Here is a 19,629-nt window from a genome sequence, read left to right as displayed (position 1 = left end):
ACGCCGCTGTCGTAGGTAATGCTGGTGTAGCTGGAGCCGACACCGCCGGCGATGATGGGCGTGGCCCCCGCCGGACCCTGCAGATAGTGATAGGCACCGGTGGCGCCCACGACCGTGTAGTTGACGCCGCTGACCACGGCCGCGCCACTGACGATCAGTTCACCGCCGTTGATGGCCGAAAGCTCCGCCAAGGTGCCGCCCGTCTGGCTGTAGTTGCCGGTGACGCTGATGATGGAGCCCAGGTACAGGCTGCCGCCATTGTTGACCAGGGTGTGGCCGGTGACATTGACATGGTCGTTGAGCGCGACGTTGCCCGACAGCGTCACGTTGCTGGCGGTGTTGACAATGCTGCCCGGCAGCGTGCCGGTGAGGCCGGTGAAGGTGCCGAAGGTGCCGGCGCTGCCGCCCAGCAGGGTCAGGTCGCGGACGCTGTTGTTGACGATGCTGCCCTGGATGACACCGGTGTTGGATACGGCGCCCAGCGTGCCGGTGGACGCGACATAGACGGCCGAAGCCGCCGTCAGCGTGCCGGTGTTGGTGATCGTGCCGTAGGTGCCGGCGATGTAATAGTTTTGCACCATGGCCAGCAGGTAGTTGCCGACCGTGGTGCCGGTCACGTTGATGCCGGTGCCGGAGGAACTGACCACGCCGGTCAGGGTGCCGTAGCTGAGGTTGAGACCGCCGTCGGCCGAGATCAGGGTGATGGCCTCACCCACCGTGTGGTTGACGGTGGTGGTGAAGTTGCTCAGCACCGTGCCGGCGATGCTGGCGGCGCCAGAGATGGACAGCAGGTTGGTGCCCAGCGACAGGGTGCCCAAGGTTGACGTCTGGGCGAAATTGCCGGTGAGGCTAATGGTACCCAGCGTGCCGAAGGTAACGTTGGCGCCGTTGTTGACCAGGGTGTTGGTGCCGACGTTGATGACGTCGTTGATCCGCAGGTTGCCGGAGACCAGGACGACGTTGCTGGTGGTGTTGGTGATGGTGCCGATGGAGCCGGAATAGCCAGTCAGCGTGCCGATGGTGGTCAGCGTGCCGCCGCGGATGGACAGGTCGTTGGCGCTCAAGTTGACGATGTTGCCCCGGATCGTGCCGCTGTTGGTCAGCGTGCCCAGGGAGCCGGTGCTGGCGATGTACAGTGCCGTCGGATAGATGGTGGAGACGCCGTTCAGCACGGTGCTGCCCACGCTTACCGAGGCCTGGGCGCCACCGACATAATCCATTAGCGGGTTGTAATAGATCAGCGTCGTGCCGCTGGCGCCGATGTTGGAGAAATGGGCGCCGGTGGGGGCCTGCACGGCGGCGAAGGCCGAGCCGAGGTTGGAAATGCCGGTGGGCGAATAGATCAGGCTGGCGGCCGTGCCGACGATGTAATTTCCCGCACTGCTGAAGGACGGGACGATGGTGCCGGTGATCAGCGTCACACGGCCCGTGACCGTCAGGCCGCTGGTGGTCAGGGTGTTGCTCGAGAGGGTGTTGTAATAATTGCCGGTGATGGTGGAACCGGCGGCGATGGTCAGGTTGGTGCCCTGGCTGATCAGCGTTCCGCTGCCGACGTTGATATTGTCGTTCAGAAACAGGTTGCCGCCGGTGATTACGATGTTGCTCAGCGTGTTGATGATCGAGCCCTTGCCCGATGCACCGGTGAAGGTGCCGAGGACCGTGCCCGTCCCGCCGGTGATGCTGAAGGTGTTGGCGGAATTGTTAACGATGTTGCCGTTGATCACGCCGCTGTTGTTCAGCCCAGCGATAGTACCCGAGGTGCCGATGCTGATGGCGTTGCCCGTGGCGCTGATGGTGCCGGTGTTGATCAGGGTGCCGATCAGACCGCCGGTGGCGATGCTGCCGATGATGACGCCATTGTTGGCCAGGGTGCCCAAATAGCCGTTATGTGTGACCGACGCGTTGCCGCTGGTCTTGGAAATGACGATGCCGCCCTGGATGGTGCCGATGCTGGTGTTGGTCAGGTTGACGATGGAACCGCCGGCACCGATGGAAACACCGGTGGTGCCGCTGATCAGACCCGAATTGGTCAGGGTGCTGAGGGTACCGTCCTGGCCGACATGGCTGTGGAAGATGGCGGTGGGACCGAAGCCACCGTAGTTCCGCACCTCCACGCCCGGGCCGGAATCGTTGAGGATGGTGCCGGTGTTGTTGACCGAGCCCACCACGCCGAACACGTTCACGGCACCGGTGCCGCCGCTGTTGCCCCTCAACATGCCGCTGTTGATGATGGTGCCGACGGTGCTGATTGTCGTGATGACGTCGACGTCGATGGCGCCGCCCACGGAGCTGTAGATGTAGCCGCTGTTGGTCAGCGTGCCGATGCTGACGCCGGTCAGGTTCAAGGCGCTGTTGCCGTTGGCCAGAATGGTGCCGGCGTTGGTGAAGCCGCCGACCTTCACGCCATTCATCATCCGGATGGCGCCGTAGCCGCCATCCGACTGGATCACACCGGCGGCGTTGTTCACGAAGGTGCCGATGGTGGTGTAGGCGCTGATGCCGTAGCTGATGGTGCCGCTGGTCGTCGTGTAGGTGGGGGTGCCCGTCAGGACGATGGCGGCGATTCCGCCTGTCGTCCCGGTGCCGCCGATCAGGTTGTTGTTGATGAAGGCCGTCAGGGTCTTGCCGCCCTGGATGCTGAAGCCGGTGTAATTGCTGGAAGTGCCGGTGTTGTTGCCGACCAGCGTGCCGTTGTTGATGACGGTGCCCACCGTGCCCGTCCAAGTGAACGCCGTGCAGTGCGCCGCCGAGCCGATGGTGGAATTGGTGGAGAAGCTGCCGCAGGCACTGGCCCAGGCGGACTTCGGTGCGGCCAAGCCCACGCCGATGGCCAGCGCCGATGCGCCCAGGAGGAAAGCCTGCTGCGTCTTCTTCGTGCCCTGACCGCGCGTAACCGCCTGCTTCGCCATGCCACCTGTCTCCCAACCACTGGTTTGCACCATCGCCGGGCTGAGAGACAAAAATGGCGGCTTTGGGGTATCGCCGGGGAACATCGCCCGACACCCAAATCCGTTTCTTGCCACCCCAACCCTTCTTCCGCGCCGGAACCCGGAGCCCCGTGCCCCCAAGTTCCTGACCTATCCAAAGGGGACAGGCGCGCCACCACCTTTTGGGATAGTCGGGCAATTCATGTCAATTGCATCTTCAGAGGCTTAAACTATCGGGGAAGGCGAAGAAGCCCATTTGTTAATGTTGATTAACCATTTCCTCGTGTATGATTTCGTCACATTTAATAACAACTTATAAAATAATGGGTGAGGCCCAGCTACTTGGCGGTACCCCTTGCGTACGCAGTAGCGAAATGTGAGAAAAATGCCGCAATATGCGACGACCATTTGCGCGAAGCCTTTACCACTTTTTAAACGTTTTCCCCCGGGGCCAAGGGTGCGCCGCGGTCCGACAGCCACCCCGCTCAACGGGACAAGCTATCCTAATGCACCAGCTGGCCTCCGCTCCCGAAACCCGGTCAAGACCGTCTATTATAACCTTTAGTTTATATTATGCCGGTTGCAGTCGGGCCGCCGCCGGCGACTCCGATCTTTGGGCGCATAGGTCCGCGGCCCGGCCAGGGCCGCTTCAGCATGGCCGTCCTGAACCGGTCGCGTCACGGTGAACAATTGGCGACCCGCCGAGTTCAAGGGGCGCGGGGCCGCGTTACATGGTTCATTGCCCACGCCCGTTGTCGCCAATGTGATCGGGAAGCGCCGCCATGAACTGGATGCCGACGCCAGCCACCGTACACCTCTGCCTGGACATGCAGCGGCTGTTCTCACCGGAACATCCCGCTGGCCCCTGGCCTACCCCCTGGCTGCCCCGCATCCTGCCGATGGTGGCCGCCATCGCTGAACGCTTTCCCACGCGCACCGTTTTCACCCGCTTCATCCCGCCACGGACGCCGGAAACCATGCCCGGAACCTGGCGTCCTTATTACGAACGCTGGCGTCACGCCACCCGGGACCATCTCCCCCCCGACGCCCTGGAGTTGCTGGCGCCCCTGGCCCGGCTATGCCCGCCGGCCGCCGTGGTGGACAAGCCGGTCTATTCCGCCTTCATCCGCAGCACGCTTGCGTCCCTGCTGCGCCAGCGGGGGGCCGATGGTCTGGTTGTCACCGGATGCGAGACCGATGTCTGCGTCCTAGCCACGGTGCTGGATGCCATCGACCTCGGCTATCCCGTCTGCGTGGTGACCGATGCCGTCTGCAGCTCAGTCGACACGTCGCATGATGCCGTGCTGACACTGTACCGCACCCGTTTCGCCCAGCAGGTCATTACCCTGACCACCGACGAACTGCTGAGCGGTTGGCTCGCGCATTGATATTCCTGAAATAAGAAGGGCGGACACCCCGCCGGTATCCGCCCACCCCGCTCAGGTAAATGCCATCAGGCCATCAGTGCCTGCGCCGCGATCCGAAGGTGCCGTCGTCCGCCTCACCATACCCCTTCATCACGTCGGCCGCCGTTTCATAATCGGCGTCCGGCATGGCCTCCAGCATCTCCAGCACCTCACCCTCCGCGCCATTCTCCTTGGCCTTGCGGATCAGCGCCTGCTTGTCGGCCGGAAAATCGATGCCCTTCAGAAAATGGGCCACATTGGCGGGCGAGTGACCGCCCAGTCCTCGCGTCATGTCTGCTCTCCCTTCCCAAGGGGAGGACGGGGCGCGAACGCCCCGTCCTTCAAGGATCAATGCACGTTACTGCGACGGCGGGTCGTCTTCGGCTTGTCCTCATCTTCCGATGAAGAGGAGGAAGAGGACCGGCTGCTGGAGGAGCGGGAGCGCGTCTTGCGCTCGGGGGCGTCGTCCTCATCATCCCGGCTGCTGGCCCGGCGGCTCTGCCCGCCGCGGCGGCCTATTTCGGCGTGCTCCTCGGGATCACCGAAATAGCCGCCCTGCCCCTCATCCTCGGCGTGGCCGCGCTCGTCGCGCCGGGCGTGCTGGGCCCGTTCATGGCGAACCTGGCCGCCCCGGCGGCCGATCTCCGCGTGCCCTTCCGGGTCGCCGAAGTAGCCGCCCTGGCCCTCGTCTTCGGCGTGGCCTTCCTCGTCACGCCGGGCCCGCATCGCCCGTTCGTGGCGGACCTGGCCGCCCCGGCGGCCGATCTCCGCATGGCCTTCGGGATCGCCGAAGTAACCGCCCTGGCCCTCATCCTCCGCATGGCCTTCCTCATCACGACGGGCCCGCATCGCCCGTTCGTGACGGACCTGGCCGCCCCGGCGGCCGATCTCCGCGTGCCCTTCGGGATCGCCGAAGTAACCGCCCTGGCCCTCGTCCTCAGCATGGCCGTATTCGTCACGCCGGGCGCGCACCGCCCGTTCGTGGCGGACCTGGCCGCCCCGGCGGCCGATCTCGGCGTGGCCTTCGGGATCGCCGAAGTAGCCGCCCTGGCCCTCGTCCTCCGCGTGGCCGTATTCATCCCGGCGGGCGCGCACGGCCCGTTCATGGCGAACCTGACCACCCCGGCGGCCGATTTCCGAATGCCCTTCCGGATCACCGAAGTAGCCGCCCTGGCCCTCGTCCTCCGCGTGGCCGTATTCGTCACGCCGGGCGCGCATAGCCCGTTCGTGGCGAACCTGGCCGCCCCGGCGGCCGATCTCCGAATGCCCTTCCGGATCGCCGAAGTAGCCGCCCTGGCCCTCGTCCTCCGCGTGGCCGTATTCGTCCCGGCGGGCGCGCATGGCCCGTTCGTGGCGAACCTGGCCGCCCCGGCGGCCGATTTCTGAATGCCCTTCCGGATCGCCGAAGTAGCCGCCTTGGCCCTCGTCCTCCGCATGGCCTTCCTCATCACGACGGGCGCGCATCGCCCGCTCATGGCGGACCTCGCCGCCCCGGCGCCCAATCTCGGAATGGCCGCGCGGATCGCCGAAATAACCGCCCTGGCCGACGTCTTCGGAATGGCCACGCCGGCTGCCGCCACCGGACCGGTAGCCATCATCGTCGTCATCGTCGCGGCCACGGGCATGGCGGCGATCGTCCTCATAATCGTTGTAATCCCGGCGTCCACCCTGGGGAGCCCGGGACTGGCGGCGCGGATCCTCGTATTGTTCTCGTGCCATGAATTTCCTCCTGGCTTATCCGATAGGCCGGGCAGGTGACTGCCATGCCCGGTCCGTCAAACAACGCCCCCGGACGGAAATCGATCCTTCATTTTTTCCGCATAGGGTGAATTTTTATCGGTCAACGCCCCTCATTTCATGAGAAATCCGAATAAATATTTGATTTCGAAACAATTTTATTGCGACGCTTTCGCTTCGTTATCATTTAATTACTTTTCACCACGTCGTCAGCCCTGACGGCCATACAAAAAAGGCCACGCTGGCGGTCCAGCGTGGCCTGTCCCAAGAGCAGTTTGGAGAGATCGCGGAGCCACCATCGGCAACCCGGATCAGGCAGTCAGCGATCCGGGCACTGCCGAGGCCAAGCCGCCGTGTCAATGACGGCATGGGCATATAAGAATCCAGCTTGGCGGGGGTTCCGCGCCTATCGGAATTATTCAGTACCGCCAAGACGAAGGCGCGTTGAAGGGCCCACCGCTCAAGGGATTTACTGTCGAACCTGGCCGGATACCGGTTGGACGGCCAGAACGGCCTGGCTGGGGCAAGGTCCCCGGCCAGGTCTCCGCTTTCCGGTCAGGGGACCCCGATCAGTAGCGCTGCGGCACGTACAGTTCGGCCGGCAGCGTGTGCCGCTCGTAGTTCGGATTGAACACCCGGTCCGGCAACGTCACGGGCTCATGCGGGACCTCCTCATACGGAACGACCGAAAGCAGGTGAGAGATGAGGTTGAGACGGGCGCGCTTCTTGTCGTTACCTTCCACGATGTGCCAGGGCGCCTCGGGAATGCTGGTGCGCGCGAACATGTCCTCCTTAGCCATGGTATACTGTTCCCACCGCACGCGGGACTGCAGGTCCATGGGCGACAGCTTCCATTGCTTGATGGGGTCGTGGATGCGCATGAGGAAGCGCAACTGCTGTTCCTCATCGGTGATGGAGAACCAGTACTTCACCAGGATGATGCCAGAGCGCACCAGCATGCGCTCGAACTCCGGCACGTCGCGGAAGAAGTCCTCGACCTCGGTATCTGTGGCGAAGCCCATGACGCGCTCGACACCGGCGCGGTTGTACCAGCTGCGATCGAACAGCACGATCTCACCGGCGGCCGGCAGGTGCGGGACGTACCGTTGGAAATACCATTGGGTCTTCTCGCGGTCGGACGGCGCCGGCAACGCCACCACCCGGCAGCTGCGCGGATTGACACGCTGGGTGATGCGCTTGATGGCGCCCCCCTTCCCGGCGCTATCGCGGCCTTCGAACAGGATCACCATCTTGAGGCCTTTGAAACGCACCCAGTCCTGCAGCTTCACCAGCTCGCTCTGAAGACGCAGCAGCTCGCGGAAATAGGTGTGACGGTCGAGGGTGCTCTTCTGGCGCCTTTCCATCAGGGCGCGCAGTTCGGGCGGGATGCGCACATCGTCAACGGCCTGCTCAAGCTCCTCGTCCATATCGTCTTCGAGCTCGATGTCCAGCCAGCTGCGGATCTCGGTCTTGTCGTGTTCGTTCATGTGTCGTCCTCCTGGTCCCCAAACGGTTACCTGGAAGCGTTTGCAGTTTGGTGACAAAGCCCGAGATGGCGGACCTTACGGACGCAACAAACACTCCGCCGCGAGAGCGGATGGCTTTGATCCTGGTCGCCATGCGGTAGTGTTTGTATTAAGCGAAACGCTGTGGCTTAAGATAATACTGCGGTGCGGTCCAAAGGTAGGGGGCGAGACCGTCACGTAATTGTCATTAAATGATCCGACAGCGTGCTTTGAACAAAGGATGGCTTGGCAATGGATTTCTTTAAGCGTTTCACTGTTCTTCTTTGCGCCCCCGGCTTTGACGCCGATGACCTGGAAGGCATGCGGCTTCAGAAAATCATCGCGGCCATCGAGGACGACGGCATTGAGGTGGTCAAGGCGCGGCGGGTCGAGGACGCGGAGATCGCCGTCCAGACCGACGCCGCCATCGGCTGCATGGTGGTGGACTGGGGCAAGCGTGGGCTGGAGGGCAAGACGGCGGCCCTGATCAACCTGATGCGCCGCCGCGGCCTGGACATGCCCATCGTCATCCTGGTCCGTCGCAAGCGCCTGGAGGACATCCCGGTGGAGGTGCTGGACTTCATCGACGGCTACATCTTCCTGTCGGAGGAAACGCCGGAGTTCATTGCCCGCAACCTGATCAGCCGCCTCAAGAAATATGCCGACACGCTGAAGACGCCTTTCTTCGGCGCGCTGGTGGATTACGCCGAGGAGGGCAACCAGCTGTGGACCTGCCCGGGGCACAACGGCGGCATCTTCTACAGCCGCAGCCCCATTGGGCAGATTTTCGTGGAGCATCTGGGCGAGGCGGTGTTCCGCGACGACCTGGACAATTCGGTCATCGAGTTGGGCGACCTGCTGACGCACGAAGGCCCCGCCCTGAGGGCCCAGAAGGAGGCCGCCGCCATCTTCGGGGCGGAGAAGACCTATTTCGTGCTGAACGGCACCTCCTCCTCCAACAAGGTGGTGCTGGGCGCCCTGGTGGCGGAGGGTGACCTGGTCCTGTTCGACCGCAACAACCACAAGGCCGCCCACCACGGCGCCCTGCTGATCAGCGGCGGCATTCCCATCTACCTGGAAACGGACCGCAACTGCTACGGCATGATCGGGCCCATCCAGAGCCAGGCGCTGGACGAGGCGGCGATCCGGGAGAAGATCCGGCTGAACCCGCACGTGAGCGATCCCGAGGCGTGGAAAAAGCCCCGCCCCTTCCGCGTCGCCGTCATCGAGCAATGCACCTACGACGGCACCATCTACAGTGCGGAGATGATCCTGAACCGGATCGGCCACCTGTGCGAATACATCCTGTTCGATGAGGCCTGGGCCGGCTTCATGAAGTTCCACCCCCTCTATGCCGGTCGCTTCGCCATGGGGCTGAAGGATTTGGGTGAGGACGCGCCCGGCATCATCGCCACGCAGTCGACACACAAGCAGTTGGCCAGCTTCTCCCAGGCCTCGCAGATTCATGTCCGCGACCGGCACATCAAGGGCCAGAAGCGCCGGGTGGAGCATCGCCGCTTCAACGAAAGTTTCCTGCAGCACGCCTCGACCTCCCCCTTCTATCCCCTGTTCGCCTCGCTGGACGTGGGTGCGCAGATGATGAAGGGGCGCTCCGGCACCATCCTCTGGGATGACACCGTCCGGCTGGGCATCGAGCTGCGCAAGAAGCTGCGGGCCCTGCGCCGCGAGTACGAACAGAAGGAAACCGATCCCGCGCGCCGCTGGTTCTTCGAGCCCTTCATTCCCGACGTCGTCTCGCCCCCGGGCTCCGGCCCCGAGGAGACGGCTCACGAAGTGCCCTGGGAAAGCCTGAGCACCGACGAACTGGCCACCAACGCGCGGTACTGGTCCTTCTCGCCTGGCGAGACCTGGCATGGCTTCAGCCATGTGACCGAGGGGTTGGCCATGACCGACCCCAACAAGCTGATCATCCTGACGCCGGGGTTCGACCGGCGGACGGGCACCTACAGCGACCATGGCATCCCGGCCCCGGTGGTGGCCCAATACCTGCGCGAGAACCGCGTCGTCCCGGAGAAGAACGACCTCAACTCCCTGCTGTTCCTGCTGACGCCCGGCGTGGAGTCCAGCAAAGCCGGCACCCTGCTGAGTGCGCTGGCGGCGTTCAAGCGTCTGCATGACGACAACGCCCTGCTGGACGACGTCATGCCCCGCTTCGTCACCCGCTGGCCGCAGCGGTACCGGGGCGTGCGCCTGCGCGACCTGTGCGCCCAAATGCACGCCTTCTATCGCGACATCAACGTCAGCGCACTGCAGCAGAAGCAGTTCGCGCCCGAGCACCTGCCGGAAATGGTGGTGCCCCCCCATGAGGCGGCGCGCAGCCTGGTGCGCAACAAGGTCGACTACCTGCCCCTGAGCGAGATCGACGGCCGCATCGCCACCACCCTGTTCCTGGTCTATCCGCCGGGCATCGCCACCATCGTCCCGGGCGAGCGCCTGGACGCGCGGGCCAAGCCCATGCTGGACTATCTCAAGATGTTCGAGCAGAGCGCCAACCTGTTCCCCGGCTTCGAGAACGAGGTGCAGGGGCTCTATCGCAAGATCGAGCCGGATGGGTCGATGCGGTTTTATACCTATGTGATGCAGGAGTGAGCGTGCCGGAATGTCCGCCATGACCGACTCTTCCATGCCCTTTCCCGGGCCCATTCCCAGCATGAACCAGGATCCTGGCGCCAGCCAGGACCTGGCCTCGTCCACGCCTGGGGCCTCGTCCACGCTGGGGACGCTGCCGTCGCCCATCGTCCTGCGGCACTCGAATGACGAGGACGTGCCGGCCATGCTCGACATCTACCGGCATCACATCGGGCATGGCGTCGGTAACCTCGGCACCTTCGTACCGACACCGTTCGACATCGAGGACCTGAAGGCGCGGCGCAAGAACATGCGCAAGCACAAGCTGCCCCATCTGGTCGCCACCATCGATGGCGTCGTGGTCGGCTACGCCTACGCCGTGCTGTTCCGCAAGCGCCCCGCCTACCGGTTCACGGTCAAGCATTCGATCTACATTCATCCCGACCGCCTGCATCGCGGCATCGGCCGGGCGCTGCTGCCCGCCCTGATCCAGGAATGCGCCGCCGCCGGCTTCCGCCAGATGATCGGCTATGTCGACAGTTCCAACGTCGCCTCACTGCGATTGCATGAGGCCTGCGGCTTCCGCCAGGTCGGTTACCTGGCAGCAGTGGCCTTCCGCTTTGGGAAATGGACCGACACTGTGATGCTGCAGCGCGCCATCGGACCGGAGGGTGGGCAGGAAGAGTGCACCCATAAGCCGTAAAAACTTGGGCAATCGGGGCGGCGGTGACATGGCCGGGGTGCTGGCCGGCCCCCTGGATGTGCCGTGCGTCCTCATCCACTTGGTGGATGCGATGCTCGGGCACCAGGATGGGCGTGCGGCGAGGGTCCATCCATGGCGCGGATCATCCCCGGCCCGCCCGTGCGCATGAAGCGCCAAACCAGGACCACCGCCAGCCCCAAAAAGACAATGTTCAAGACGGTGGTGTAATTCCAGCTGATGCCGGTGGCGACGACTTGGGCCGTCCGCTGCTCCGGCACCAGGTCCAGCGCCTGAAACAGGAACTCCACGGCCAAGGCTGAGCCCACCATGGCGACGTAGAAGGTGACCAGCAGGAAGGCCGCCATTTTCAGGCCGTAATAGCGGCGGTAGATGTCCAGGATGGGCAGCACGATGAGGTCGGCGAAAATGAAGGCGATCACACCGCCAAAGCTGGCGCCGGCGTTCCATAGCACGGCCGCCAGCGGCACATTGCCCACGGAACAGACGAAGGCGATGATGGCGACGAGGGGGCCGACCAAGGGCCCGATCAATTTGGCCAGCAGCGGGTGGCCGGCCAGGAAAAAGCCCTCCCAGAAGGATTTCGGCACCCAGGCCCCCAAGGCGCCGGCGATGAGCAGGCCGATGACAATGTCCGGCCAAAGCGATACCCAGTCCATGACGAAGTAATGGCTGGTGGCCGTGAACCCGGGGGCGGAAACCAGGCGGCGCAGGACACCCCCACCTTCCGTCACCGCCATGTCCATGGACGCATGCCCCTCCATGCGGCCGGCAACGCCTTTCTCGGCCTGCGCCTTGGCGGCCTGCACCAGGCCGCGGGAAAGCAGCAAGCGGAACAGCACGACCAGTATCAGGATCATGAGGGGGCCACCAACGAACTCCGCCGCGGTGAACCGCCAGCCCATCAGCACCGCCAGGATGATGCCCAGTTCCAGCACGAGGTTGGTGGAGGCGAACTGGAAAGCCATGGCGGCGGTGAAATCGCCGCCCTTGCGGAAAATGGTCCGGGCCACGGCGACGGCGGCGTAGGAGCAGGAGGACGAGGCGGCGCCCAGGCCAGTGGCGACGGCGATGCTGCGGGCGCGATCGTCTGGTAACAGCCGGCCCATCTCCCGATGCGACACCACGGCCTGGATGGCGCCGGACAGGAAGAAGCCAAGGATCAGCGCCCACAGCATTTGCCAGCCCATGGCGAATGCCATCGCCAGCGCATGCCATATCTCATCCATGCCAGCCACCCGCTTTCCTTGGATTAACCGGGGGGCAATCCGTCCCCTCCCCAGCGCGTCTCCAGCGCGCCCGTAGGCTGGCTTAAGAGTTCACGACCGTGCCGCCGTTAGGGTGCATGACCTGCCCCGTCATGTAGGAGGCCTCATCGCTGGCCAGGAAGACGTGGCAGGAGGCGACCTCATTCGGCTGGCCGGGACGGCCCATGGGCGTGTTCTTGCCATGTTCCGCCACCTTGTCCGCGTCGTAGGAGGCGGGGATGAGCGGAGTCCAGATGGGGCCGGGCGCGACCGCGTTGACACGGATGCCAGCCTCCACCAGCAACTGTGACAGGGACCGGGTGAAGGCCAGCACGGCGCCACGGGTGGCCGAATAGTCCAGCAGGTGCGGGCTGCCCTTGTAGGCGGTGACGGAGGTGGTGTTGACGATGGCGCCGCCACGCTGCATGTGCTGCAGCGCCATCTTGGACATGAAGAAGTAACCGAAGACATTGGTGCGGAAGGTGCGCTCCAGCTGCTGCGCCGTCAGGTCGCCCAGGCCCTCGGCCGTGTGCTGCTCCGCGGCGTTGTTCACGAGGATGTCCAGCTTGCCGAAGGTGGCCACCACCTTGTCCACCGCCTCCTTGCAGAAGGATTCCGATCCCACGTCGCCGGCGATGGCCAGGCCGCGCCTGCCCTCGGCCTCGATCAGCGTCACGGTGTCGGCCGCATCCTCATGCTCATCCAGGTAAACGATGGCGACATCGGCCCCCTCGCGGGCCATGAGGACGGCCACGGCGCGGCCGATGCCGCTGTCACCGCCGGTGATGAGCGCCACCTTGTCCGCCAGCCGGCCGGCGCCGGGAAAGCGCGGGGTATAATCCGGGGCCGGCGTCATCTCACGCTCATGGCCCGGCTGGTGGTTCTGCTGCTGTGGGGGGATGGCGTCGTCCATGGATATGCTCCTACCATTCGGCCATGCGGCTGGGGGAAAGTGAACTGCGCGGTGCGGCGCGGGGTTCCAGAGGGACTGACGGCCACGCCGACGGCAGATCCGTCGGCGTGGCCGATATCCAACGACCGCTCAGCTTCCGTCAGCGATGGGCGTGGCTGGCGCCACCCTTGCGCCCCGCCTGGGCCGCGCGTGCGGGATCATTGGCGAAGTTTCCGCCAGAGGCCTGGCCGCCTTTGCGGCCCGCTTCGGCCGCCAGGCTTCGGTTTTGAGAAAAGCTGCGCTTCTCGTCGGGAACGTTCCGCCCCCCCTTGCGGCCGGCGGCCGCTGCCAATCCGGAATCCTGCGAGAAACTGCGCTTTTCGTTCGGCACGCTGGAGCCGCCCTTGCTAGCGATATCCCGCTGCTTGCCCTCATCCATGGCAGCGAAGCCGCGGCCGCGGGTGTTGCTGTCCTTGGTCATGACATCCTCTCTTATGTCAGCGATGCGCCGCGCCCGGTCCTGCCCATCGGCCGGATGCTTTTTCTTCACGGCGCCCGCATATAAGCGCGAATGCCTATAGAGGTTCCAGTCGTTATTTAAAAATAGCCGCAATTATAAATATAGTTAAGCCGCAGCTTCGCTTATAGTTTGACGATCTCTTGAATTGATTATCACATCGCTCACTTGACCGGCTCTAACTCCACCTTGACCCAGCCGCTTCGCCGCTGGTCGAACGCCCGATAGGCCTCAATAACCCCGGTCATAGGCTCGACATGCGTCAGGACGGCGCTGGGGTCGATGGCGCCCGTGCGCACCAGTTCCACCAGGTGCGGGACATAGCGGCGATGATTGCAGTTGCCCATGTTGACGGTCAGATTCTTGTTCATGGCTTGGCCGATGGGGAAGCGGTCCATGGCCGGTGGATAAACACCAATGATGGCGATGGTGCCCGCCTTGGCCACCGCCTCCACCGCCCACTGCAGCGCCTGGGACGGCGCATCGCCCGGATGCCAGTTGCCGTCCTTGGGATGCCGCACGGGCGCCACCTTCTCCACATCCGCCAAGTTCTGGTCCGCCTGGTCGCGCGCAGCCGACGCAACCGGCCCATCGTGCGCATGTTCCGCATCCACGCCTACTGCGTCTATGACGCGGTCCACACCGATGCCGCCGGTCAGGTCCAGAATGGTCTGGACCGGATCCTCGCTCTCGAAGTTCACGCATTCCGCGCCCTGCCGCCGTGCCATGGCCAGCCTGTCCTCCCGCCGGTCCACGGCAATCACCCGACCGGCGTTCATCAGCTTGGCCGAGGCGATGGCGAACTGCCCCACCGGGCCACAGCCCAGGACGGCCACCGTGTCGCCGTCCTCGATTTCCGCGATGTCGGCGCCGAACCAGCCGGTGGGGAAGATGTCAGAGATGAGGATGGCCTGGTCGTCGCTGACCTCGTCCGGCAGCTTGATCATGCCGACATGGGCATATGGGATGCGGGCCTTTTCCGCCTGCAGCCCGTGGAAGGGGCCCGATGGTCCGGGGCCGCCGAAAAAGGCCGTGCCCGCCCGCTTGCCGCCAGGGTTTGCCACGTCGCATTGGGCGAAATAACCGGCGCGGCAGTAGGCGCAGGACCCGCAGGCGATGGTGGAGACGACCACCACCCGGTCGCCGACATCAAAGTTCCGCACCAACGGCCCCAACTCCTCCACCACGCCCACCGCCTCATGCCCCAGGATGGTGCCCGGACGCATGCCCGCGAACGTGCCCCTGACCATGTGCAGGTCGGTACCGCAGATGGCGGAGGCGGTGATGCGGATGATGGCATCGGTGGGGTCCTGGATACGGGGCTCCGGCACTTCTTCCAGCCGGATGTCGCCGATATCGTGGAAGACGACGGCCTTCATGGGGCGGTTCCTTATGGTCGAATGGACAGGCCTGTGCGGCGGAAAAGACGGGGCCGGACCCGTAGGCCCGGCCCCTCACTCACGAACGATCACTCATGAACAGGCATGCAGGTGTCTCTAGTGCTGACCGCCCTTGCGGCCCGCCTCGGAGGCACGTTCCCGATCATGGGCGAAATTGCCGCCGGAGGCTTGGCCACCCTTGCGGCCCGCCTCGGCGGCCAACTCATGATCCTGGGAGAAGCTGCGCTTCTCATCCGGAACGCTGGAGCCGCCCTTGGCGGCGATCTCGCGTTGCTTGTCGTCGTCCATGGACGCGAAGCCGCGGTTCGAGGTGTTGGAAGCCATTGGATCACTCCATTCTGCTTCGGGATATCAGCCCTGGCGTCCATTCGTTGGCGCCAAGACGTCCAACGCGGTTCATGCGCTGGATACCTGTTAAAGACTGCCAACCCCGTCTCGGTTCCAGATTTTTCCCAGATTTACTGCATTTTCAAATATAGATAAGCTCAAGCTCCGAATATAGACAAGCTCAAGCCCCGCTTAAATTCCGGCCTTTATTCCATTTTTACTGTCTTGGGCTCCCACCATGCCCCGCGCCTGCCGCAGGGCCGCCACCAGGGCGTCATAGGTGCGGGCGCGGGCGGCATCATCCCAGGCTCGCAGCACGGCGGAGGGGTGGTATGTCGCGATGCCAGGCCGGCCGTCGGCCCAGGCCAGGGGCTTGCCCCCCTCACGCACCAGGGCGACGGTTCGGCCCATCAGTGACCGGGCCGCGGTGGCGCCCAAGGCCACGATGACGGCGGGCTGGACTAGCGCCACCTCACGACCCAGCCACCAGCGGCAGGCCTCCACCTCCCCCTGGTTGGGGCGCTGATGCATGCGGCGCTTGCCGCGCATCTCATGCTTGAAATGCTTGACGGCGTTGGTGACGAAAAGGTCGTCCCGCTCCAGGCCGGCCGCCGCCAGCGCCTCGTCCAGTACACGTCCCGCTGGACCGACGAAGGGACGGCCGGCCTTGTCTTCTTGATCGCCAGGCTGTTCGCCCACCAGCACCAGGCGGGCGTCCACCGGCCCTTCGCCGAACACCACCTGGGTGGCGTCGCGGTAAAGGTCGCACCGGCGGCAGTCAGCGGCACTGGCCGCGAGACCGGCCAGGTCGCGATCCATGATGTCAGTCCCGCTGGGAGATACCGCTCAAGGCCCGACCGGCGGTGGCGCTCGCGCGCAGCGCCAGGTCGCCAAGCGCGACAATGCCGACCAGGCGCTTTTCCCGGTTCAGTACGGGCAGGCGGCGCATCTGCACGTTCACCATGTTGTGGCAGACCTGCTCCACATCCTCGTCCTCGTAGCAGTAGCACACTGCGGGGTCATGACCTCGCCCACCGTGGCGTCGGGGCCGCGCCCCTCGGCGACGCCGCGGATGGTGATGTCGCGGTCGGTGATCATGCCGACCAGGCGATCGCCCTGGCCGACGGGGATGGCGCCGATGTCGCATTCGGACATCAGCCGCGCGGCCTCGCGCAGCTTCTGGTCCGGCGTCGCCAGCTTCACGTTGGTGGACATGATTTCCTGGATCCGCATCGCATACTCCTTCGCCTGGGTTGACATGTGGCCCGTCCCCCGCACCGGCATCCCTGGGCAGCATCCGCGGGGTAAGGGCTGGGGGAAGGGACTGGGGCTGGGCTCACTGCCTCAACGCCCAGGCCGGGCGGGTGTTCCCGGCACCAAGCCGAGGACTTGCCATATCCCCTCGGGGGGGATAGGTTTAGCCCACCATGACGCATGCCCATCGCCTCGGCACCCGCCCATGACGCCGCTTTCCGACCTGCTGCAGCAGGGGGCCGGCAACGCCTGGCTATTTATTCCCAGCGCCATCCTTCTGGGCGCGCTGCATGGGCTGGAGCCTGGGCATTCCAAGACCATGATGGCGGCCTTCATCATCGCCATCCGAGGCACCGTCTCCCAGGCGGTGCTGCTGGGCTTGTCCGCCACCTTGTCCCACACCCTGGTGGTCTGGGCCGTGGCCCTGGCCGGCCTGCATTTCGGCCGCAGCTGGAACGCCGAGACGACGGAACCCTATTTCCAGATCGCGTCATCCATCCTGATCATCGCCGTCGCCCTATGGATGCTGTGGCGCACCCGGCGCGCCCAACTGGAGGAAGCAGGCCACCATCAGGGCCACGGACATGATCACCACCATGACCATCATCACGGGCATGATCACGGGCACGACCATGATCATCACGCCCACCACGCTCACGACCATCGCCACACGGCAGGCGGGCTGGATCTGGGCGTCGCCGGCTATCTGGACGCGCATGAGCTGGCACATGCCGCCGACATCCAGCGGCGCTTCGCCAACCGGACGGTGACCACGGGCCAAATCGTGCTGTTCGGCCTGACGGGCGGGCTGATCCCCTGCCCCGCCGCCATCACCGTGCTGTTGCTGTGCCTGCAGTTGAAGCAGGTCAGCCTCGGCGTGGCGCTGGTGCTATGCTTCAGCATCGGCCTTGCCCTGACCATGGTCAGCGCGGGCGTCGTGGCGGCGCTGGGCATGCGCCATGCCTCCCGCCGCTGGGGGGCCGCCTTCGCCGTATTGGCCCGCCGGGCGCCCTATGCCTCCGGCGCGCTGATCATCCTGGTCGGCCTCTCCATCGGCTGGCAGGGTTGGAGCGCCCTGCCCTGAGCGGTTACAGGGCTTAGGCCTTCAATTGGCCAGGCGCTGGACGATGAGGTCGAACAGCGCCCGCAGACGCGGCAGGCGCCGCAGGTCGCGGTGATAGCCGATCCAGGTGTCGCGGCTGGGCGGCGCCTCGCCCAAATCGACCAGGGCGATGCCGGGCGTGCTGTCCCCCAAGGGCCGGGGCAGCACCGCCAGGCCCGCCCCGAGGGCGCACAGTCGGGCCTGGACCTCGCGGCTGTTGCTGCGCGACACCACGGCGGCCTTGGGCAGCAAGCGGGTGACCCAGCCAACGTCGGGCATGCCGCCGAACGCCGTGTCCATCAACACCAGCCGGCAACCCGCACCATCGCCCGCCACCGGATTGCACAGGCCGGGCTTGGCATAGAGGCCATAGGGGATGGTCACCAGCCGGCGGGCGATGACCTCCGGCTCATCAAACGGTTTTATGCGCATGACCAAATCCGCCTCACGCCGTGGCAGGCTGTAGAGGCGCGGGTCGGTCAGCAATTCCACCACCACGGCCGGATGCATGCCGGCGAATTCGGCCAGCACGGGGGAAAGCATCGCCACCCCGAACCAGTCGGAGCAGGAGACACGCAACATGCCCTCCAGCCCGCCGACGCTGCCGGCCAGCTGGCGCTGCAGGGCCAGCGCCTCCTCCTCCATGCGCAGGGCGGGACCTAGCATGGCCTGTCCCTCATCGGTCAGGACGAAGCCGTCGCTGGTGCGCTGGAACAGGGCAGCACCCACCGCCTCCTCCAGCGCGCGCAGGCGCCGGCCCATGGTCGGCTGCGTCTGGCCCAGCTTACGGGCGGCGGCGCCCAAGGTACCCTCCCGGGCGATGGCCAGGAAGATGGGCAGGTCACTCCACTCCAGGACACGCATAAGCTCACCCAAACAAAACTGCATGACATTCGTACATTTCTTAAGATTTCCATGCATCGCGGTTGGGCGCAACGTTTGTTGGCGCCGATGAAGGCGCCCCCGAACCGGAGCAGACCGCCATGACAACCACCATGAAGGCCGCGATCGTCGAGACGCAGAACGGCCCCTTCCGCATCACCGACGTCGCGCGCCCCCAGCCGGCCCCAGGCCAGGTGCTGGTCCGCATCCAGGCCAGCGGGGTCAATCCGCTGGACACCAAGATCCGGGCCGGCGCCGCCGCCCATGCCCGCCACCCCCTGCCCGCCGTCCTGGGCCTGGACCTGGCCGGCGTGGTCGAGGCGGTGGGCCCCGGCGTCACCACCTTCCGCCCGGGTGACGAGGTTTACGGCATGACCGGCGGCGTGGGCGGGCTCCAGGGCTCCCTCGCCCAGTACGCCGCGGTCGATGCCGATTTGCTGGCGCTGAAGCCGGCCAACCTGACGATGCGCGAGGCCGCCGCCCTGCCGCTGGTGGCCATTACGGCCTGGGAAGGGCTGGTGGACCGCGCCAAGGTGCGGCCCGGACAGACCCTGCTGGTCCAGGGCGGCGCTGGCGGTGTCGGCCACATGGCGGTGCAGATCGGTCGCGCCCTGGGGGCCAAGGTCTATGCCACGGCCAGCGCCGAGGATGCCGCATATGTGCGCAGCCTCGAGGCCACGCCCATCGATTACGCGACCGAAACGGTGGCGGATTATGTGGGCCGGCTGACGGGCGGCAAAGGCTTCGAACTGGTGTACGACACCAACGGCGGCGCGGTGCTGGATGCGTCCTTCCAGGCGGTGGCCCGCTTCGGCCACGTGGTCAGTGCATTGGGTTGGGGCAGCCATCCCCTGGCGCCCCTGTCCTTCAAGGGGGCGACCTATTCCGGCGTCTTCACCCTGGCGCCGCTGCTGACCGGCTTGGACCGCGCCCACCATGGCGAAATCCTGGCGCAGGTCACCACCCTGATCGAGGCCGGCAAGCTGCTGCCCCGCCTGGACCCGCGCACCTACACCCTGGACAGCGCGGCCGGGGCCCACACCGCTATCACCGACCGCAGCGCCAAGGGCAAGATCGTCGTCTCGATCGCCTGAGACGGGCGGCTGAAGGGCGGCGCCGGCCC

At 65.3% G+C, this 19,629-nt stretch carries 18 protein-coding genes; 5 read left to right on the top strand and 13 right to left on the bottom strand.

Annotated elements, in window-relative coordinates:
- Positions 1-2,909, bottom strand: a 2,909-nt coding sequence (locus FBZ87_RS28345) for a beta strand repeat-containing protein (protein WP_145613921.1), incomplete at its 3' end; no start/stop codon positions are given.
- Between the two features lie 800 nt (positions 2,910-3,709).
- Between FBZ87_RS28345 and FBZ87_RS28340 the strand changes: the two genes are divergently transcribed.
- Positions 3,710-4,315: a cysteine hydrolase family protein gene (locus FBZ87_RS28340; protein ID WP_145613920.1), complete on the top strand. Its 606-nt coding sequence runs from the start codon at positions 3,710-3,712 to the stop codon at positions 4,313-4,315.
- 73 nt (positions 4,316-4,388) lie between these two features.
- Here FBZ87_RS28340 and FBZ87_RS28335 read toward each other — a convergent pair whose 3' ends face one another.
- The 3 genes from FBZ87_RS28335 to ppk2 form a co-directional block, all read right to left on the bottom strand.
- Positions 4,389-4,625, bottom strand: a complete 237-nt coding sequence (locus FBZ87_RS28335) for a DUF2795 domain-containing protein (RefSeq protein ID WP_145613919.1) — start codon at positions 4,623-4,625, stop codon at positions 4,389-4,391.
- Positions 4,626-4,681: 56 nt separating this feature from the next.
- The gene (locus FBZ87_RS28330) at positions 4,682-6,052 is read right to left on the bottom strand and encodes a putative sodium/potassium/calcium exchanger (protein WP_145613918.1); all 1,371 of its coding nucleotides are present in this window, start codon (positions 6,050-6,052) and stop codon (positions 4,682-4,684) included.
- A 587-nt stretch (positions 6,053-6,639) separates the two neighbouring features.
- Complete coding sequence (gene ppk2, locus FBZ87_RS28325; protein ID WP_145613917.1) at positions 6,640-7,557, bottom strand: polyphosphate kinase 2; 918 nt, start codon at positions 7,555-7,557, stop codon at positions 6,640-6,642.
- Positions 7,558-7,896: 339 nt separating this feature from the next.
- Between ppk2 and FBZ87_RS28320 the strand changes: the two genes are divergently transcribed.
- Both FBZ87_RS28320 and FBZ87_RS28315 read left to right on the top strand, forming a co-directional pair.
- A complete protein-coding gene (locus tag FBZ87_RS28320; RefSeq protein ID WP_342780940.1) occupies positions 7,897-10,185 on the top strand; it encodes an Orn/Lys/Arg family decarboxylase in 2,289 nt (762 codons plus the stop codon).
- A 19-nt stretch (positions 10,186-10,204) separates the two neighbouring features.
- Positions 10,205-10,867 carry a GNAT family N-acetyltransferase gene (locus FBZ87_RS28315; RefSeq protein WP_186455037.1) on the top strand — a complete coding sequence of 221 codons (663 nt, stop codon included), beginning with the start codon at positions 10,205-10,207 and terminating at the stop codon, positions 10,865-10,867.
- A gap of 71 nt (positions 10,868-10,938) precedes the next feature.
- Here the strand turns inward: FBZ87_RS28315 and FBZ87_RS28310 are convergent, their stop codons facing one another.
- The 8 genes from FBZ87_RS28310 to FBZ87_RS28280 form a co-directional block, all read right to left on the bottom strand.
- On the bottom strand, positions 10,939-12,114 hold the full coding sequence (locus tag FBZ87_RS28310; protein ID WP_145613915.1) for a permease: 1,176 nt from the start codon (positions 12,112-12,114) through the stop codon (positions 10,939-10,941).
- 82 nt (positions 12,115-12,196) lie between these two features.
- Entirely contained in the window at positions 12,197-13,045 is an 849-nt protein-coding gene (locus FBZ87_RS28305) for an SDR family oxidoreductase (protein WP_145613914.1), read from the bottom strand.
- 139 nt (positions 13,046-13,184) lie between these two features.
- A complete protein-coding gene (locus tag FBZ87_RS28300; RefSeq protein ID WP_145613913.1) occupies positions 13,185-13,505 on the bottom strand; it encodes a con-10 family general stress protein in 321 nt (106 codons plus the stop codon).
- 200 nt (positions 13,506-13,705) lie between these two features.
- Positions 13,706-14,920 (bottom strand): zinc-dependent alcohol dehydrogenase, encoded by a 1,215-nt coding sequence (locus FBZ87_RS28295; RefSeq protein ID WP_145613912.1) that lies wholly within the window; start codon positions 14,918-14,920, stop codon positions 13,706-13,708.
- A 117-nt stretch (positions 14,921-15,037) separates the two neighbouring features.
- The gene (locus FBZ87_RS28290) at positions 15,038-15,265 is read right to left on the bottom strand and encodes a con-10 family general stress protein (protein WP_040845803.1); all 228 of its coding nucleotides are present in this window, start codon (positions 15,263-15,265) and stop codon (positions 15,038-15,040) included.
- Between the two features lie 195 nt (positions 15,266-15,460).
- The gene (locus tag FBZ87_RS28285) at positions 15,461-16,087 is read right to left on the bottom strand and encodes a UdgX family uracil-DNA binding protein (RefSeq protein ID WP_145613911.1); all 627 of its coding nucleotides are present in this window, start codon (positions 16,085-16,087) and stop codon (positions 15,461-15,463) included.
- A gap of 4 nt (positions 16,088-16,091) precedes the next feature.
- Positions 16,092-16,232, bottom strand: a complete 141-nt coding sequence (locus tag FBZ87_RS29530) for a CBS domain-containing protein (RefSeq protein ID WP_246134654.1) — start codon at positions 16,230-16,232, stop codon at positions 16,092-16,094.
- On the bottom strand, positions 16,226-16,501 hold the full coding sequence (locus FBZ87_RS28280) for a CBS domain-containing protein (protein WP_211107285.1): 276 nt from the start codon (positions 16,499-16,501) through the stop codon (positions 16,226-16,228). The genes FBZ87_RS29530 and FBZ87_RS28280 overlap by 7 nt, the downstream gene beginning before the upstream one ends.
- 226 nt (positions 16,502-16,727) lie before the next feature.
- Here FBZ87_RS28280 and FBZ87_RS28275 point away from each other — a divergent pair, with 226 nt between their 5' ends.
- Entirely contained in the window at positions 16,728-17,606 is an 879-nt protein-coding gene (locus tag FBZ87_RS28275; RefSeq protein ID WP_145613910.1) for a nickel/cobalt efflux transporter, read from the top strand.
- Positions 17,607-17,627: 21 nt separating this feature from the next.
- On the opposite strand, the gene FBZ87_RS28270 is transcribed toward FBZ87_RS28275, so the two are convergent.
- Positions 17,628-18,488 carry a LysR family transcriptional regulator gene (locus FBZ87_RS28270; protein ID WP_246134653.1) on the bottom strand — a complete coding sequence of 287 codons (861 nt, stop codon included), beginning with the start codon at positions 18,486-18,488 and terminating at the stop codon, positions 17,628-17,630.
- Between the two features lie 119 nt (positions 18,489-18,607).
- On the opposite strand from FBZ87_RS28270, the gene FBZ87_RS28265 reads away from it, so the two are divergent.
- Positions 18,608-19,600, top strand: coding sequence for a zinc-dependent alcohol dehydrogenase family protein (locus tag FBZ87_RS28265; protein WP_145613909.1), 993 nt, complete (start codon positions 18,608-18,610; stop codon positions 19,598-19,600).
- Positions 19,601-19,629: the final 29 nt, after the last annotated feature.

The sequence above is a fragment of the Nitrospirillum amazonense genome, assembly GCF_007828035.1.
GTDB classification, from domain to species: Bacteria; Pseudomonadota; Alphaproteobacteria; order Azospirillales; family Azospirillaceae; genus Nitrospirillum; species Nitrospirillum amazonense.
This window is presented reverse-complemented; position numbering and strand designations above follow the sequence as displayed.

Excerpts from the sequence above, each read along its gene's own strand:
- FBZ87_RS28320 (WP_342780940.1), top strand. The coding sequence starts at position 7,897 with ATGCGGCTTCAGAAAATCATCGCGGCCATCGAGGACGACGGCATTGAG.
- FBZ87_RS28280 (WP_211107285.1), bottom strand. The coding sequence starts at position 16,501 with ATGCGGATCCAGGAAATCATGTCCACCAACGTGAAGCTGGCGACGCCG.
- FBZ87_RS28300 (WP_145613913.1), bottom strand. The coding sequence starts at position 13,505 with ATGACCAAGGACAGCAACACCCGCGGCCGCGGCTTCGCTGCCATGGAT.
- FBZ87_RS28275 (WP_145613910.1), top strand. The coding sequence starts at position 16,728 with ATGACGCCGCTTTCCGACCTGCTGCAGCAGGGGGCCGGCAACGCCTGG.
- FBZ87_RS29530 (WP_246134654.1), bottom strand. The coding sequence starts at position 16,232 with ATGGTGAACGTGCAGATGCGCCGCCTGCCCGTACTGAACCGGGAAAAG.
- FBZ87_RS28285 (WP_145613911.1), bottom strand. The coding sequence starts at position 16,087 with ATGGATCGCGACCTGGCCGGTCTCGCGGCCAGTGCCGCTGACTGCCGC.
- ppk2 (WP_145613917.1), bottom strand. The coding sequence starts at position 7,557 with ATGAACGAACACGACAAGACCGAGATCCGCAGCTGGCTGGACATCGAG.
- FBZ87_RS28270 (WP_246134653.1), bottom strand. The coding sequence starts at position 18,488 with ATGCGTGTCCTGGAGTGGAGTGACCTGCCCATCTTCCTGGCCATCGCC.
- FBZ87_RS28340 (WP_145613920.1), top strand. The coding sequence starts at position 3,710 with ATGAACTGGATGCCGACGCCAGCCACCGTACACCTCTGCCTGGACATG.
- FBZ87_RS28330 (WP_145613918.1), bottom strand. The coding sequence starts at position 6,052 with ATGGCACGAGAACAATACGAGGATCCGCGCCGCCAGTCCCGGGCTCCC.
- FBZ87_RS28290 (WP_040845803.1), bottom strand. The coding sequence starts at position 15,265 with ATGGCTTCCAACACCTCGAACCGCGGCTTCGCGTCCATGGACGACGAC.
- FBZ87_RS28295 (WP_145613912.1), bottom strand. The coding sequence starts at position 14,920 with ATGAAGGCCGTCGTCTTCCACGATATCGGCGACATCCGGCTGGAAGAA.
- FBZ87_RS28315 (WP_186455037.1), top strand. The coding sequence starts at position 10,205 with ATGACCGACTCTTCCATGCCCTTTCCCGGGCCCATTCCCAGCATGAAC.
- FBZ87_RS28310 (WP_145613915.1), bottom strand. The coding sequence starts at position 12,114 with ATGGATGAGATATGGCATGCGCTGGCGATGGCATTCGCCATGGGCTGG.
- FBZ87_RS28265 (WP_145613909.1), top strand. The coding sequence starts at position 18,608 with ATGACAACCACCATGAAGGCCGCGATCGTCGAGACGCAGAACGGCCCC.
- FBZ87_RS28335 (WP_145613919.1), bottom strand. The coding sequence starts at position 4,625 with ATGACGCGAGGACTGGGCGGTCACTCGCCCGCCAATGTGGCCCATTTT.
- FBZ87_RS28305 (WP_145613914.1), bottom strand. The coding sequence starts at position 13,045 with ATGGACGACGCCATCCCCCCACAGCAGCAGAACCACCAGCCGGGCCAT.